This is a genomic window from Amycolatopsis sp. DG1A-15b, assembly GCF_030285645.1.
Lineage (GTDB): Bacteria > Actinomycetota > Actinomycetes > Mycobacteriales > Pseudonocardiaceae > Amycolatopsis.
This window is the reverse complement of record NZ_CP127296.1, coordinates 4805475-4819683: the sequence shown is the minus strand read 5'-3', so window position 1 is coordinate 4819683 and position 14209 is coordinate 4805475. Positions and strand designations below refer to the sequence as shown.

General features: G+C 67.3%; 10 protein-coding genes and 1 tRNA gene. 9 read left to right on the top strand and 2 right to left on the bottom strand.

Translation table 11 applies throughout. The features are described 5' to 3' along the window. The first annotated feature begins 22 nt into the window (after positions 1–22). Genes QRY02_RS21930 through QRY02_RS21905 form a run of 6 tightly spaced genes read left to right on the top strand, consistent with a single transcriptional unit; the run spans position 23 to position 9819 of the window. Positions 23–229: an MbtH family protein gene (locus QRY02_RS21930; protein ID WP_285993389.1), complete on the top strand. Its 207-nt coding sequence runs from the start codon at positions 23–25 to the stop codon at positions 227–229. Continuing rightward, entirely contained in the window at positions 229–1257 is a 1029-nt protein-coding gene (gntD, locus tag QRY02_RS21925; protein WP_285993388.1) for a guanitoxin biosynthesis L-enduracididine beta-hydroxylase GntD, read from the top strand. Before QRY02_RS21930 ends, gntD begins: the two co-directional genes overlap by 1 nt. A 13-nt stretch (positions 1258–1270) precedes the next feature. Then, on the top strand, positions 1271–2011 hold the full coding sequence (locus QRY02_RS21920; RefSeq protein WP_285993387.1) for an SDR family NAD(P)-dependent oxidoreductase: 741 nt from the start codon (positions 1271–1273) through the stop codon (positions 2009–2011). A 34-nt stretch (positions 2012–2045) separates the two neighbouring features. Beyond that, entirely contained in the window at positions 2046–3440 is a 1395-nt protein-coding gene (locus tag QRY02_RS21915; protein WP_285993386.1) for a condensation domain-containing protein, read from the top strand. 50 nt (positions 3441–3490) lie between these two features. After that, on the top strand, positions 3491–4720 hold the full coding sequence (locus QRY02_RS21910) for an acyltransferase domain-containing protein (RefSeq protein WP_285993385.1): 1230 nt from the start codon (positions 3491–3493) through the stop codon (positions 4718–4720). Then, the gene (locus QRY02_RS21905) at positions 4717–9819 is read left to right on the top strand and encodes an SDR family oxidoreductase (RefSeq protein WP_285993384.1); all 5103 of its coding nucleotides are present in this window, start codon (positions 4717–4719) and stop codon (positions 9817–9819) included. Before QRY02_RS21910 ends, QRY02_RS21905 begins: the two co-directional genes overlap by 4 nt. A 32-nt stretch (positions 9820–9851) precedes the next feature. Here QRY02_RS21905 and QRY02_RS21900 read toward each other — a convergent pair whose 3' ends face one another. Then, a complete protein-coding gene (locus tag QRY02_RS21900; RefSeq protein WP_285993893.1) occupies positions 9852–10700 on the bottom strand; it encodes an alpha/beta hydrolase in 849 nt (282 codons plus the stop codon). Between the two features lie 843 nt (positions 10701–11543). Here QRY02_RS21900 and QRY02_RS21895 point away from each other — a divergent pair. Beyond that, positions 11544–11861 (top strand): site-specific integrase, encoded by a 318-nt coding sequence (locus tag QRY02_RS21895; RefSeq protein ID WP_285993383.1) that lies wholly within the window; start codon positions 11544–11546, stop codon positions 11859–11861. An 893-nt stretch (positions 11862–12754) separates the two neighbouring features. Here the strand turns inward: QRY02_RS21895 and QRY02_RS21890 are convergent. After that, positions 12755–12828: transfer RNA gene (locus tag QRY02_RS21890), tRNA-Leu, on the bottom strand. Positions 12829–13018: 190 nt separating this feature from the next. Here QRY02_RS21890 and QRY02_RS21885 point away from each other — a divergent pair. Both QRY02_RS21885 and QRY02_RS21880 read left to right on the top strand, forming a co-directional pair. Beyond that, positions 13019–13633: an ANTAR domain-containing response regulator gene (locus QRY02_RS21885; RefSeq protein WP_013227937.1), complete on the top strand. Its 615-nt coding sequence runs from the start codon at positions 13019–13021 to the stop codon at positions 13631–13633. A 33-nt stretch (positions 13634–13666) separates the two neighbouring features. Further along, positions 13667–14194 carry a DUF4352 domain-containing protein gene (locus QRY02_RS21880; RefSeq protein WP_285993382.1) on the top strand — a complete coding sequence of 176 codons (528 nt, stop codon included), beginning with the start codon at positions 13667–13669 and terminating at the stop codon, positions 14192–14194. The last annotated feature ends 15 nt before the right edge of the window (positions 14195–14209 follow it).

Genomic DNA, 14209 nt, shown 5'->3' with positions numbered 1-14209 from the left:
AACCGTGAACTTGGAGAAAGTCATGGAAAATCCGTTCGATGATGAACAGGGGCGGTTTCTCGTTCTGGTCAACGATGAAGGACAGCACTCGATCTGGCCCGCCTTCGCGGAGGTACCACTGGGCTGGCGCCAAGTATACGGCGAAGCCGATCGGCGTTCCTGTCTCGACTACGTCGAACAGAACTGGACGGACCTGCGTCCCGCCGGCCTTGCAAGGCAGGACCGGTGATGGGCGCGCCTTCGACCAGCGATCTCCCCGAGTATCTGCTGAGTGAGACGGAGGCACACACCATCTCGATGCTGGCCAGGAGTCTGCGTGAAAGTGTTGCGCACCCGACCTCATCGGCCTTCTACGACGAACACTGGAAAGAACTGGTGGCGCTGCCCCCGGGCCTTCGTGTGTTTCTCGAGTCCATCCGTCGCAAGGAGTCCGGTGGGGCGTTCCTCGTGACTGGTCTGCCGGTAGACGATCATGCGATCGGTCCGACCCCGGCACATTGGAGTACGCCGGCCGGGGATTCTCGGACGCTCGAGCACGAAATCATCCTGGCGCTGTGCGGGCTGTCGCTCGGAGAACCGTTCACCTGGGCCACGCTGCAGTCGGGACGGATGGTGCAGGATATCCTTCCCGTGCGCGGCGACGAGCACCGGCAGAACGGCCACGGCAGCACATCGTTGCTCGAGTTCCACACGGAGGACGGCTTCCATCCGGACCGCTGCGACTACCTGCTGCTTTACGGACTCAGAAATCACGACCGCGTGCCGACGGTCGTCGCTTCGATTCGCGATGTCCGGCTCAGTGCCCGTGATCGAAAGGTGCTGGCGGCCCCGCGTTTCCACATTCTTCCTGATGACGAGCACATCCGGCAGCTTGAGATCCGGAACCCGGCTCATCCGGCGTTGCGGGTGATGAAGCGGATGCGTGATGTTCCCGAGCCGGTCGCGGTCCTCTTCGGCGATCCCGCGCACCCTTATCTGAAAGTGGACCGTCCGTTCATGCGCTGCGCGGGCGACGATCCGGCCGCGGCGCGTGCGCTGAGGCATCTGATGGAAGAGCTCGAACGGGTCCAACAAGACGTGGTCGTCGTTCCGGGAGCGCTTCTGGTCGTGGACAACTACGTCGCCGTGCACGGACGCCGCTCGTTCGTCAGCCGCTACGACGGAACCGACCGCTGGCTGAAGAAGCTCACGGTCCGGCGGGACCTCCGCCGGCCCGTTCTGTCATCGCGTTCGGCCGGCGAATACGTTTTGTACTGAACGGGAGAAGTGCGTGCGAACGGTGATTGTGTCGGGTGCCAGTAGTGGCATCGGAGAGGCGACTGCGGCGCGTTTCGCAGCGGCAGGCGATCACGTGGTCAACTTCGACATGGTAAGACCGGCTGTCCCGGCCGGGTCCTCGATCAGCTGGGAAGAAGTCGACGTTTCGGACTGGGCCGCGGTGGCCGGAGCGGTGGCCAAGGTCGAGTCCGAACACGGCGGCATCGATGTGGTGGTCGCGAACGCCGGGATCAGCATCCGTCACCCAGCACTGGAAATCAGTGAAGAAGAGGCTCGCAGAGTGCTCGAAGTCAACCTTCTCGGGGTCCTGGCTCTGTGGCGCCATGCTGCTCGCGCGATGTCCGCGTCGGCGCGGCCGGGCGTGCTGCTGGCCACGTCGTCGGTGAACGGACTGCGCGGCTATCCCTTGTACGCTGACTATAACGCGTCCAAGGCAGGAATCGGGGCTTTGTGCCGAACGTTCGCCCTCGAACTCGCGCCGTTGATCCGGGTCGCGTGTGTCGCGCCGGGAGCCGTGCTCACGCCGATGCAACGGGCAGAATACTCCGATTCCATGCTGGATGCGGTCAACGGCAGTATCCCGGCGGGCAGGCACGCCGCGCCCGAGGAGATCGCGAACGCCTTCTTCTACTTGGCTTCTCCTGATGCGGCGTTCATCACCGGTCATGAGGTGGTTGTCGACGGAGGCGAGACCGCGGGGGCGACGACCACAGTATTGGCTAAGCCGAACTGATGTCGTGCAGAACGCAACTTCAAGGGGTTCGAGCATGACAGCGACAGACAGCCTCAGGCTGCTCACCGCGCAGTCGGAGGTGTGGGCGGCCCACGAGGTCGATCCGGAAAACCCGCAGTTCAACTGCGCCGGATATCTCGAGCTGTCCGGGCCGTTGCAGCGGGACTTGCTCGACCGCGCGGTCGAGCAAGTGGACTCCGAGTGTGAGGCGCTACGCGTACGCCCGGACCTGGCTCGCACCGATGTCTCCGGCGCGCCGGCCGCCGACGTCGCCGAGGCGGGCGGATTCGGCGTGGAGTTCCTCGACCTCACCGGGGCCGCGTCGGTGGCTGACGGCAAGGACGCGGCCCGGGCGGCAATGGCCGAGGACTTGGACAGGCCCCTGCGGCTCGGCAGCGACTCACTCGTCCGGATGACGTTGTTCCGGCTCGCGCCCGAGCACCACCTCTTCTATCTGCGGTTCCACCATGTCCTGCTCGATGGTTACGGCCAGGCTCTCTATTGGCGCCGGCTCGCCCGGGTGTACTCCGCGCTGGTCACCGGAAACGAACCGCCCCCAGGCTCGTTCGGGCGGCTGCGCGATCTGAGCGGCGAGGAACGCGGCTACGTCGCCTCGGCCGACTTCGCCCGCGATCGGGGGTACTGGCTCGACCGGATGGCCGACCCGCCCGCACGGATGAACCTCGGCGGCACGCCGGAGCCACGTCGACGGGTGCTGCGCACCGCCGGAGACGTCGCGATCGCGATGCGCGAGCTGCACCTGGCCGCCGCGGTCCTCGACGTGCACTGGTCGGTGCTGGGCATCGCCGCGCTCGCCACCTACCTGCACCGGCTGACCGGGCAGGAAGATATGGTGCTCGGATTTCCGGTGCGCGCGCGGACCACGCGGCTGGCACTGACCACGCCCGCCATGCTCGCCAACGAGCTGCCGCTTCGGTTGTCGGTATCTGCGGCCGTCACGACGGCCGAGCTGGTGGTTCAGGCGAATGAGTCCATCGTGCAAGCACTGCGCCACCAGCGCTACCGCGCGGAGGAGGTGCACCGCGCATTGCGTGCCCGGCACGGACACGTCGAATACCCCGCAGTGGTGGCCAATCTCGTCTCGTTCGACAGCGCGCTCACCTTCGGTGCCTGCGCTGCTTCGGTGTGCCAGCTGTCGACGGGACCGGTGCGTGATCTGTCGATGGACTTCTACGGCGGTACCCAGGACGGGCCACTGAGGCTGGGCGTGAGCAGCTCCGGTGCCGTGACCGGTCGGTCCGACCTCGATGCGCACCGAGCTCGCTTCGGCGAGTTCCTGGCGGTCTTCCTCGCTGCGCCCGGGAACTCGCGGCTGAGGTCGCTGGAGCTCCCGGTCGGCAATGAGCGAGCCGGAACCGGGCTGCGGTCACCGGTGCCGTCCGCGACCACGACCTCTCCGGCACAGTGACCGCGCCGCGCGGTACCGCGACCCGTACCTGACCACAAGGGAGATCCGATATGTCCAAGACGGCGGTCTTGCTAGCGGGCCAGGGGGCCTTCCGCCCCGGAATGTTCGCTGGCGAGCGCAGTTCTGCCGAGCTCGACCGGCTCCTCGACACGGCCGACGCGACGGCCGCCGAATTCGGTCGGCCCAGCGTTCGGGACCACCTGCTCGATTCCGCTACCCCGGCCGCGGCGGAGCTGGTCACAGCTGACCCGTTCACTCTCCAGCTGCTGGTGTTCACCGCTGCGGTGGGTGAGTACCACCTGGCGGCCCGGGCGGGAACCCCGGATGTGCTGGTCGGCCACAGCCTGGGCGAACTCGCCGCGCTCACCGTCGCGGGCGCCTTCGACCTCATAGACAGTTTCCGGCTGGTGTGCCACCGGTCGGTCGCTCTGGCCGAGTGCGCGACCGAGCCGGGCGGGATGCTCTCGATGGACCTGCCCGCCGACCGGACCGGGTTCGTCGTCGCCGCCGTGGGGGATCGGAGGGCACGAGTCGCGGTGCTCAACGCGCCGGCACGCACCGTCGTAGCGGGGCCGGACAGCGTGCTCGAGGTGGTGCGCGGCGTGGCCGGGGCGCTCGGGGTGAGGGCGGTTCGGCTGCCCGCGCCGTACGCCTACCACTCGCCTGGGATGGCGTTGGCTGCCGAACAGTTCGCCGAGGACGTCAAGAGTGTCCGGCAACGGCCGCTACGGCTGCCGGTCTACTCCCCGCTGTTGCGCGGATACGTCGACGACTCCGACGACCTGGGCGCCTTGCTGGTCCAGCACCTGACCACGCAGGTGGACTTCGTCGCTGCGATCCGAGCTTTACACGCCGAAGGGGTGAGGACGGTCGTCGAGTGCGGGCACAGCGGCCTGGGCAAGCTGGTGGGCGACTGCGTGCCCTCCGTCAGGGTCGTCTCTTCGGCCGAGACACCCGAATCGAAGAACACTCCGGCCGCTCTTGCCGCCCCCGTCCCCTTGGCCGCGACGGCTTCGAGCGTCGCGGAGGTGGCCGAGCGGCTTCGCCTGTTGTACGCGACGGTCCTGCAGTACCCCCTCGAAGCAGTCGAGCCTGAGGCCGATTTGGAGGCTGACCTGGGCATCGACTCGCTCAAGCAGGCCGAGATGCTGGGCAGGGTCAGGGCGGAGTTCGGGCTGCCCGCCGCTGCTGGCGACGGGCGGCTGATCGCTCATGCCACGCTGGCCGAGCTCGCGGGCACGGTCACGGCCATCCTGACCGCTGAAGATGTGACGCGATGACCACGCGGGGGCACGTCATCGTCGGGGCAGGAGCGTTCGCGCGGGAGATAATCGGTTCACTCGCCGCGGCTGGGGTCGAGGCCTCATCGGTGACACCGGGGACGCCCGTCGCAGCCAACGCGGTGGCGGTGCACGTCGCGGACCTGGCCAACTATCCGATGTCCGAGGTCTGCCGCGCGGCGGCGGTGGCCAAAAGCCCGATTGCGGTGATCGTCGCCGACATACGGACCGGCGCTCCGGGGGACCGCGGTGGCCCAGCCGCCGTGCGTGCCGCTGTCGAGCAGCTGGCAGGGGAAACCCGGGTCAATGCGATCGCCGTGGTCGGTCCGAAGGACCGCGCGATCGGCGCCGAGGTGGCCGCGGCGCTGGTGTACTTGACCGGTCCTCTCGCGGCCCCGCTCAGCGGCCAGTGCCTCACGGTGGACGCCGCACTGATCGGCTCGTCCGCCGGCACCACCCCCAGGTCGGCCCAACCGGATGTTCATCTGCGCGGCACGGATCCGGACGTGGTCGCAGTAGTCGGGATGGGTCTCGTGCTGCCCAGGGTGGCCTCCCCGGATGAATTCTGGAACCTGCTACGCGGCGACGTCACCGTGTTCGGCGAGCCAGGCACGCGCATCGACCTCGACCACGTCTGGTCGGCGGATCCCGACGAGGATGACCACACTTACTCACGGGTGTCGGGCTTCATGGTGCCCTCCGGCGGTGCCAATCCCGATGAGGACTTCACCGAACGCTGGTTGCGGCGCAGCATTACCCAGGCCATGGCCACGGTGAACACGTCGGCATCGGATCGGCACCTGTTTGCCGTGGGCCTCACTGCCGATGGCAGCCACCACCTGGAGCAGAGCCTAGTTGTCCGGGAAGTGCGCAGGCTCCTCGGCGACCGGTTCGACGCGGCGACCGAGCGCCGGCTGCGCTGCCTGTACCCGCTGGCGACCGACTCTCCCGAGCGAATGCTGCCCTATCGTATCGCCCGGCGGGCGGCAGCAAACTTGCCTGTCGACACCGAAGTCGTGGTATTGGACGCCGCGTGTTCGTCGTCGCTCTACACCATCGACATCGGGGCACGGGCACTACGGGCAGGTGAGACCGACGTCGCGGTGTGTGGCGGTGCCTTCGCACTGGGCGTGCAGAACCTCGTGCTGTTCTCGAAACTGCGCGGCCTGTCGCACTCGGGCGAGGTTCGGCCGCTGGACTCTCGCGCCGATGGGGTGCTGTTCACCGACAGTGCGGCCGTGCTCGTGCTCAAAACCCTGTCGCGTGCGCGTACCGACGGAGACACCGTACTCGGCCATGTGATCGGCTTCGGTGGCTCGTCTGACGGCAAAGGGAAGGCTATCTACGCGCCAAACCCGGTGGGCCAGCGGATTGCGCTGCGCCGGGCGTGGGCTGCGGCGGGCGTGGCTCCAGCCGACATCGACTGGGTCATCGCGCACGCCACGGGCACACCCACCGGCGATCGGACGGAACTTTCTGTGCTCGGCGAGCTGGCCGGAGCAGGCGACGGTTGGACGGTGTCGTCCAACAAGTCGGTGGTCGGCCATCCCGGATGGGCGGCGGGCGCGGTCTCCGCCGTGCACGCACTGCTGGCACTACGCCACGAGAGCATCCCCGCGCAACGACACTTCAGCGGCCTGCCGGCCGGGCTTGGCCGCGACGTACCCATCACCGTTCCCACCCAGGACGTCCCGTGGCCGGCCGGGGATCGCCCGCGCACGGTCGCCATCTCGGCCATGGGCTTCGGCGGGACCAACGGGCACCTGCTGATCAGCGACACTGCCCCGGCCACGCCGCCCGACGCTCGAACCGACGCCGCCGAAGACCCCGTCGTCGTGGCCGGGTGGGCCGCGCACCTGCCGAGTGATCCCGATGACGAGCGAGTACGCGAGTGGCTGCGCGGCGGTCCTGCGAGCTGGCCCACGAGGTTTCCCGGGGACTACCGGTTGCCGTCTCCGGTGGACATGCGGCTCGCCCCGTCGGCGATCGCCGCGATGGATCTCAGCCAGGTGATCGCGGTCCGGTGCGCGGACGCGCTGGCTGCCGGCTGGTTCAGTGGTACTGGATTGGCAGAGCGGACCGCCGTGTTCGTCGGCCACAGTGGGCCGACAACGGCCGCGGTGCGCCGTGACACCCGCGCCTACCTCGCTGGCCTGGCGGCCCGCGGCGGCATCGACCGGTTCGATGACCTAGTCGCCGAGCCCGCCCGAACCGTGGTGCCCGCCGCGACGGAGGACTCCTATCCCGGCCTGATGCCCAACATCGTCGCAGCCAGGATCGCCCAGCGGCTGGATCTGCACGGACCGAACATGTCGCTCGACGCAGGCCTGGACTCGTTCACCTCGGCACTGGTCACGGCCACCCGGTCGTTGCGCGACGGCGATATCGACCTCGCGTTCGTGGTCGGTGTCTCCGCGGCAGCGGAGCAAGCGGAACCGAGAGAAGGCCGCGAGTCGGCAGAGGGCGCCGCCGGCGTCGTCCTGACTCGTCGCAGCACCGCGACGAGTCATGATTTGCCCGAGCTGGCGACAGTCCATGTCGGCCGGCCAGGTGCCGGACACGCAGCGATCGGCCGGGACCGTGTGTACCACGGCGCGGAAGGTGCATTCGAGCTGCTGCGGGTACTGCACACGACCACCGGTCAGAGCGTCCTCGCCAATCAGCAGGACGACCGCACCGCGGCCGTCGTCGTCACCGTGCCAAAACAGGACGGCCGAAGCACCAGCCTGCGGGAAGAGCTCACTCGGCACGCCCTCGAGTTGTGGCCGGCCCCGGCTCGGCCGGAGCGTCCGGAAATGCCGGCGATTCCGCCGAACTGCCTCGTTGTCACGGACACGTCGGACGTGTTCGACCGGCAGTCCGCCACCGTGCTCGGGCTCGACACCGATGTTGCGCACGTCGACGCACTCGTGCGCGCGAGCGAGGCACAGCACGTCCGGATCGTGCTGAGCGCGGGCGGGACGTTCGAGGAAGCGCTCACCGCCAATGACCTCGCCTTCGCCGTGATTCGAGCGATGGCCGGGCCGCTGGACGCGGGCGGTAGCCTCGGCGTGCTGCTGCTCGACGGCTTCGACGGCGAGGTGCCGCGCCCGGAGACCGGGCTCAGCACCGGTTTGCTGCGCAGCGTTGAGCAGGAACTGACCGGCTGCGCGGCCTTCGCCGTGATAACCGACTCCGACAACCTGTCGGCCGGGCTGGCCGCACTGGCCGCCGAAAGCGGGCACCATCGGCACCTTCCGGTCACCTACTTGCGTGCCGGCGCCCGCTACGAACTGGTACCGGTACCGCGCCCGGTGAACGAGGCCGATACGGAAGACACTGTCTCCGGGATGGTCATGAACCCGGTGGTACTGGCCACCGGCGGCGCGCGGGGAATTACCGCTCGGCTGGTGAGCGAGCTGCTCACCGGTCGCTCCCCGCGAGGGGTCTGGCTGTTGGGTACGGCGCCGGAGCCAGACCCGAGCGCTCTGGTGGACCTGCCGGACAAGCCCGCCGCCCTTCGTGAGCTTATGGCCCGCTATCCCGGGGAGAAGCTGGCTTCACTCGACCGCCGCTTCAACGAGTCCGTGCGCGCCGCCGAGCGCGCCCGCACCATCCGGGACCTGCGCGTGCGGTTCGGTGAAGACCGCGTGCACTACCGTCGGTGCGACGTGCGTGACGGCGCCCAGGTAGCGGCGGTCATCGACGAGGTGGTCGACGCCGAGGGTCGTGTCGATGTCGTCGTGCACGGCGCCGGACTGCTCCACAGCACCGCCCTCACCCGGAAGACCCTCGATGACTACCGGCTCGTTCGTGACGTGAAGGTGCGTGGTGACCACAACTTGCGCACAGCGCTGGCCACGCGGCCACCGGCGCTGTGGTGCGGACTGAGCTCCGTCGTTGCGTTCGTTGGAATGCCGGGAGAAGGAGACTATCAGGCGGGCAACGAGTACCTGATGCTGTCGGCCGCCACCAGTCGGGCAGCGGGGCGCGACGAACTGGCCATCCTCTCCGGGCTGTGGGTGGAATCGGGTATTGCGTCCAGTTACGCCACCGGGTCGTCATTCACTTCGGGCCTGACCGGCCTCACGCCCCTCACCGACGGGCAAGGCACGGAGTTGTTCCGCGCCGAACTGGCCGGGCGGCACGACCTCGGTGGAGCGCTAGCCGCGACCTGGCTCGGCGAGGCGGAATGGTCGACGCTGCACCGCCGCGCTCCCGGTTTGCGTCACCGGGCGAGCACTCGACCGCCGGTGTTCCTCACCTCGCCGCCCGACACTGACGGCGCCACGGCCACGTGGCGGTGCGTGCTGGACGTGGTCGAGCACCCTTGGTTACTCGACCACCTTGTTGACGAGCGTCCGACCGTTCCGGCCACGGTCATGCTGCAAATCGCCGCGGAAGCCGCGACCGCAATCAGTCCCGGGTTGGTGCCTGTTCGCTTCGCCGACGTCGTGCTGTCGGCGTTCATCCGCGCGCCTCGCGCATCCTGGCCACGTCACCTCGTGGTCACTGCCACCCGGGACGGCGACGTGATCCGCGTGTGCCTCAACAGCGCGCCGCCAGGACGCGTGCCCGCTCGCGAACACGCGCGAATGACCGTGCACCTTGCTGCGGAGTACACACCCGCCCCGCGGGTTACGGTAGCGAGGCCACTTGGCATCCCGGTGCCGGATGTCTATCAACTCGGTGGCTCCCTTCACTTGCAGGGAGTTTTCGGTGGCCTGCGCGACGCCAGGTTGCATGAGGACGGCGGTTCGGCACGATTCGGGATGTCCCGTCACGCAACGCGGTTGGACGACTTCACCGTGCCGAGCGTTGCTCTGGACGCATTGTTGCGTACCTCCGTGCTTGACGGTCAAGATTCGACAACGATCACGGCTGTCGTGCCGACTGCTATTTCCATGATCGAAATTCACGCCGCGGGAAACGACCGGGACTGGAGCAACCGATGCGGTGGCGACGTCGCGTTGCGGTATTATTCAGCTGGCGATAGTGGGTCTAATGAAGGTGTGGCAATGTTGCCGAATGGGACCGTTTTGGCGCGCTTCTGCGGACTTTCATCCGTTTCGAAAGGGTCTGTAAAATTTGACCGGCAAACGGGGATGGTGGCGAGGTAATCCACTTGGGCGTGCGCTCATGATCGCTGCCATCAGCGAATCCTAGAGGCTGTCCTGATTAGCAAATCACTGAGTTTGCGGGGCATGGTGATCATGCATTCATGGCCGGTGGGCAACGACCCTACCTGCGACGGAGACCCGTTGGGCTGTAGTTCTGGGACGGGTGGCAGAATTGTGACTTTCGCGTTCACGTCGGTACAACGGATGTGCGTTCGTGGAATCGACTTTGCAGCTGGGTTGTCCAACTGAATCGGTTGTTGGAAGGACCGCGCGGGGTGATCGGAGAGTAATGTGCGCAGCCAGGCGATATCGGCAGGCGCGACGACCCCGAGTAGGCCAACCGGCGGCGGCTGCTCTGAGGGTGGTGGAATGCGCCACGGGTTCGCGGACTTTGCGGCGAGGTCGATCAACCTCTGCAACCTCGGTAGGGCGTCGATCGCGGTTTCGCCATCCTTCGGGGCAGTGGAGTCGACGTACACCAAGTGCGCAATGCTTTCTGGCGCCAGGTTGGCGGCGGCCGAGATGACTCCGCCTCCGTAGCTGTGTCCCACGAGTACCATGTCTTCGAGATCGCCTTTGTCGATCAGCCTGGCCACGTCGTCTACGTGCGTGTCGAGCCCCACTTCCGGGGTGAGCAGGTGAGCCCGGTCTCCGGTGCCTGTAAGTGACGGCGCAATCACGCTATGGCCGGCGGACTCGAGAAGCGGTACCACTCGATCCCAGCATCGACCGCTGTGCCAAGCACCGTGCACCAGCAAGAACGCCCGGCATGGTCGAGGTGACCTCTCTCTTGCGGTTGAAGACGGATGGGTAATTGATACCGCGCGTTGGAGGCAGGGCGCTCTTTGACATTTAGGATCATCGTGCCACGCCTGCCACATCTCGAATCTTGGCGGTGAAGAGCCGACAGTGCTCCACCACCAAGGGCTTCCGGCCTGTGTTCTCGATTCAGGCGAAGGGTTCGGCCGATGATGACGTTGGGTTCCGGGAAGAGGCGGGGTCGCCCTAGCGGTGCCCCAGCGGGCAACGGTGGTCGGCCGATGTCGAACCAGCCGACGAATGTCCACCATGCCGATGTAGCGGTAGGTCGTTTCTGGTTCGTCAGGAGGACTGTCGGTGACCTTGCGCTGTCCGTCGCCCACCTGACGAAACTAGCAGAAATTCGCTCTGCGATCTGGGTATCTACGCCGCCGTGTTCCGGGGTCAGCGCGACGAGCACGCCTCGGAGAACGCTTACCTAAGGTGCATCTCGGCCTTCTGCCGCGCGGACTCGACGGTCACCTTGACTTTGAGCCCTGAGCGCGGGTCATTCGTCCAAGGCTATCGCGCCGACGGCGTGTGGTGATCGACGAAGCGCAGGCGCACGCTGATGCCGATCGATGAGGAGGTTGCGTTGGGGCAAGTGGTGGTCTACAAACCGTGCGGCTGTAAGGCGCGAGGCGAAGACGGCGGTGAGCCAGGCGACCGGTGTCTTCGGTTGGCTGAGCGGGGTCACGGAGTTGGTATTTTTCCCTGGAGCTGTCATGTGGTCGGGACGGCCGGCGGCATTGGGTGCGTCGTGGCGGCTTCCGGTCTCGTGCGGCCGCGGAGCAGGCGCGGGCGTATCTGCTCCAAGCCGATGTCGGTCCGGGCGGACCGCGGTGACGGCGGGGCAGTGGTTGGACACCTGACTCGAGATGCGCCAGACCCTGAGCTTCAACACCCGCAGGTTGTACACCCAGCAAGTGAACGACTACCTGAAGCCGTACCTCGGGAGTGTGCCACTGCGGTCGTGCACCGTGGCGCGGGTGCAGGCGATGTTCGTGGCGTTGGCCCGGGGGAACGCGACACGTGAACGGCAGCTGTCGTCGGGCCACGTTCGTGCGGATCCGGGGACACTGGATGCGGCGTTGAACGGCGCGATCCGGGTTGGGATGATCGAGCGGAACCCGGCGCACCTGGTGGAGCTGCCGCCGGGGCGGCGGCCACGCGCGGTGGTGTGGACCGAGGCACGGGTCGCGCACTGGCGAGCCACCGGTGAGCGTCCGCCGGTGGCGGTGTAGACCACCCAGCAGACGGGCGAGTTCCTGGGGCGCACGCGCGTCGCCATCCAAAGTATGAGTTGCATCTGGGTAGTCGCGTTGCTCGGATTGCGGCGCGGCGAGGCGTCCGGCCTGCGCTGGTGCGACCTCGACGCTGCGCTCGTGCACGTGTCACACTAGGTCCAGGACCGGGGTGGCCGCACGGTGGTGTGCCCGCCGAAGACTGAAACGAGCGTCCGCGCCTTGGCGCTGGATCATGGCTTGGTGGTCGCGCCGCGGGCGGGTTGCAGCCGGGAATCAATCTCGTGAGCTGTCCGCGGAGGCCCGAGCGCAGCTGTACCTGTTTTCTTGCCGGTGCCGGAATGACGGTACTGCTCGCTTTCCTTCCCCTTGGCGTGCAACTCATCTGGGCCTCACGACCAAGGCGGCAATCCTGAAATTTGCGCCTGACCTCTGCGAAGTGGTCGTCGTCGGTCGGTGGCAGCGGGAGCGGGCGTTCCGCACTCGCTATCAGCGCACCGCGCAATGCTACCGCGCTCCGTAACCCGCACAGTGCGGGTGCCGACAGCGTCAGAACGCTCGGCGCGAAGGTGTTGCTGGACTTCGCAGCCGAGATGAACGGGGAATAGGCTGGGGCGGGCATCCGCTGGCGAGGTACCTACATCGCCTTGTAACAGCACATTTACGACGTGCGGTACGGGCTGGCATCGCCGGCCCGCCGATCAGGCCGCGGTGCTCCTCGCACGCTCCTGCAGGAGTGAGTTGGAGCCGGCTGAAGCGAGGGACCGGACGTGCGCGTCGTCGAAGGGTTCGTTGTGACGGACTGATTCGAACTCACACGCTTGACCTGGGCAAACGCGTCCGCCGAGTCGCTGCTTCGACTGGAAATATGACGCTGACCTGGGAAATCTCCGTGCCCCCGGTGAGATTCGAACTCACACTGGACGGGTTTTGAATCCGTTGCCTCTGCCAGTTGGGCTACGGGGGCGTGACGTCGTGACTCTACGGGATCACCGCACCCCACCCGCCTCCGGGTCGGCGTCCCAAGGCGACCCCAGTGTCACGCCCGCCACTACGTGGTGAACGCCATCTCTGCTTCTGGATCGTTCCCGGTAGGCTTCAGGTTCGCGGAACGCCGCGAGATGCCACCGCCCAGCCGAGTCTTCAGGAGGACCCCGGTGACCGATCAGGCTACCGAGGCCAACGGTGCCGCCACCGTGCCGCAGCGTCGGGTGCTCGTTGCGGAGGATGAGGCTCTCATCCGGCTCGACCTCGTCGAAATGCTGCGTGAGGAGGGCTATGAGGTCGTCGGGGAGGCGGGGGATGGCGAGCAGGCCATCTCGCTGGCCACCGATCTGAAGCCCGATCTCGTGATCCTCGACGTCAAGATGCCCAAGCTGGACGGGATCGAAGCCGCCGCGAAGATCACCGGGGACCGGATTGCTCCCGTGGTCATTCTCACCGCCTTCAGCCAGCGGGATCTCGTCGAACGCGCGCGGGATGCCGGGACCATGGCCTACCTCGTCAAGCCCTTCGCCAAGCGGGACCTCGTGCCCGCCATCGAGCTCGCCGTCAGCCGGTTCTCCGAGCTGCAGGCCCTCGAGGCCGAGGTTGCCGGGCTCACCGACCGGCTCGAGACGCGGAAGGTCATCGACCGCGCCAAGGGTCTGCTCATGAGCCGGCAGGGGCTCACCGAGCCCGATGCCTTCCGGTGGATCCAGCGCACCGCCATGGACCGCCGGACCACCATGAAAGCCGTGGCCGAGGCCGTCGTCGAAAGCATCGGAAGCTAGCCGGACCGACGGCCGGCAGGCAGAATCACCGAGGTGAAACTCCGCCTGCTGGCCGTCGTCGTCCTCATCAGCGCAGCAGGCTGCCAGGCCGAACAGCCCAGCACGCCCGCACAGAAGACCTACGAGCTGCCGCCGCGCCCGGTCCGCCCCGACGAGACCGCCCTCGAGCTGCCGCCGGCCAAGAACGGTGACACCGAGTTCACCCTCATCGGCCTGGCCGCCGGGCTGCCCAGCATCACCGGGAGCCACACGGAGTTCCCCGCGAAGGGCCAGTTCGTGCGGTTGCGGCTCGTCGTCACCAACACCGGCACCTCCAGCGTCCTGTTCGACACCAAGCGCCAGCTGCTCGTCGACGACGAAGGCGTCGCGCACGCGCCCGAAGAGCAGGCCATGACCATCAAGCGCCAGCCCGCCCAGTTCGACCTCGGGCACGGCGTGCGCGTCGAGTTCGACCTCTACTGGGACATCCCCAAGGACCGGAAGCCGATCACGCTCCGGGCCTTCGGCGGGCCGAGCATCACCGACATGAAGAACGTCACCGGCACCGACATCAAGCTGTGAAAAGGGGCCCGGCAC

What these genes read in the sequence shown, in the direction of transcription:
- QRY02_RS21930 (WP_285993389.1), top strand. Translation starts at nt 23, where the DNA reads ATGGAAAATCCGTTCGATGATGAACAGGGGCGGTTTCTCGTTCTGGTC.
- gntD (WP_285993388.1), top strand. Translation starts at nt 229, where the DNA reads ATGGGCGCGCCTTCGACCAGCGATCTCCCCGAGTATCTGCTGAGTGAG.
- QRY02_RS21915 (WP_285993386.1), top strand. Translation starts at nt 2,046, where the DNA reads ATGACAGCGACAGACAGCCTCAGGCTGCTCACCGCGCAGTCGGAGGTG.
- QRY02_RS21910 (WP_285993385.1), top strand. Translation starts at nt 3,491, where the DNA reads ATGTCCAAGACGGCGGTCTTGCTAGCGGGCCAGGGGGCCTTCCGCCCC.
- QRY02_RS21905 (WP_285993384.1), top strand. Translation starts at nt 4,717, where the DNA reads ATGACCACGCGGGGGCACGTCATCGTCGGGGCAGGAGCGTTCGCGCGG.
- QRY02_RS21900 (WP_285993893.1), bottom strand. Translation starts at nt 10,700, where the DNA reads ATGTGGCAGGCGTGGCACGATGATCCTAAATGTCAAAGAGCGCCCTGC.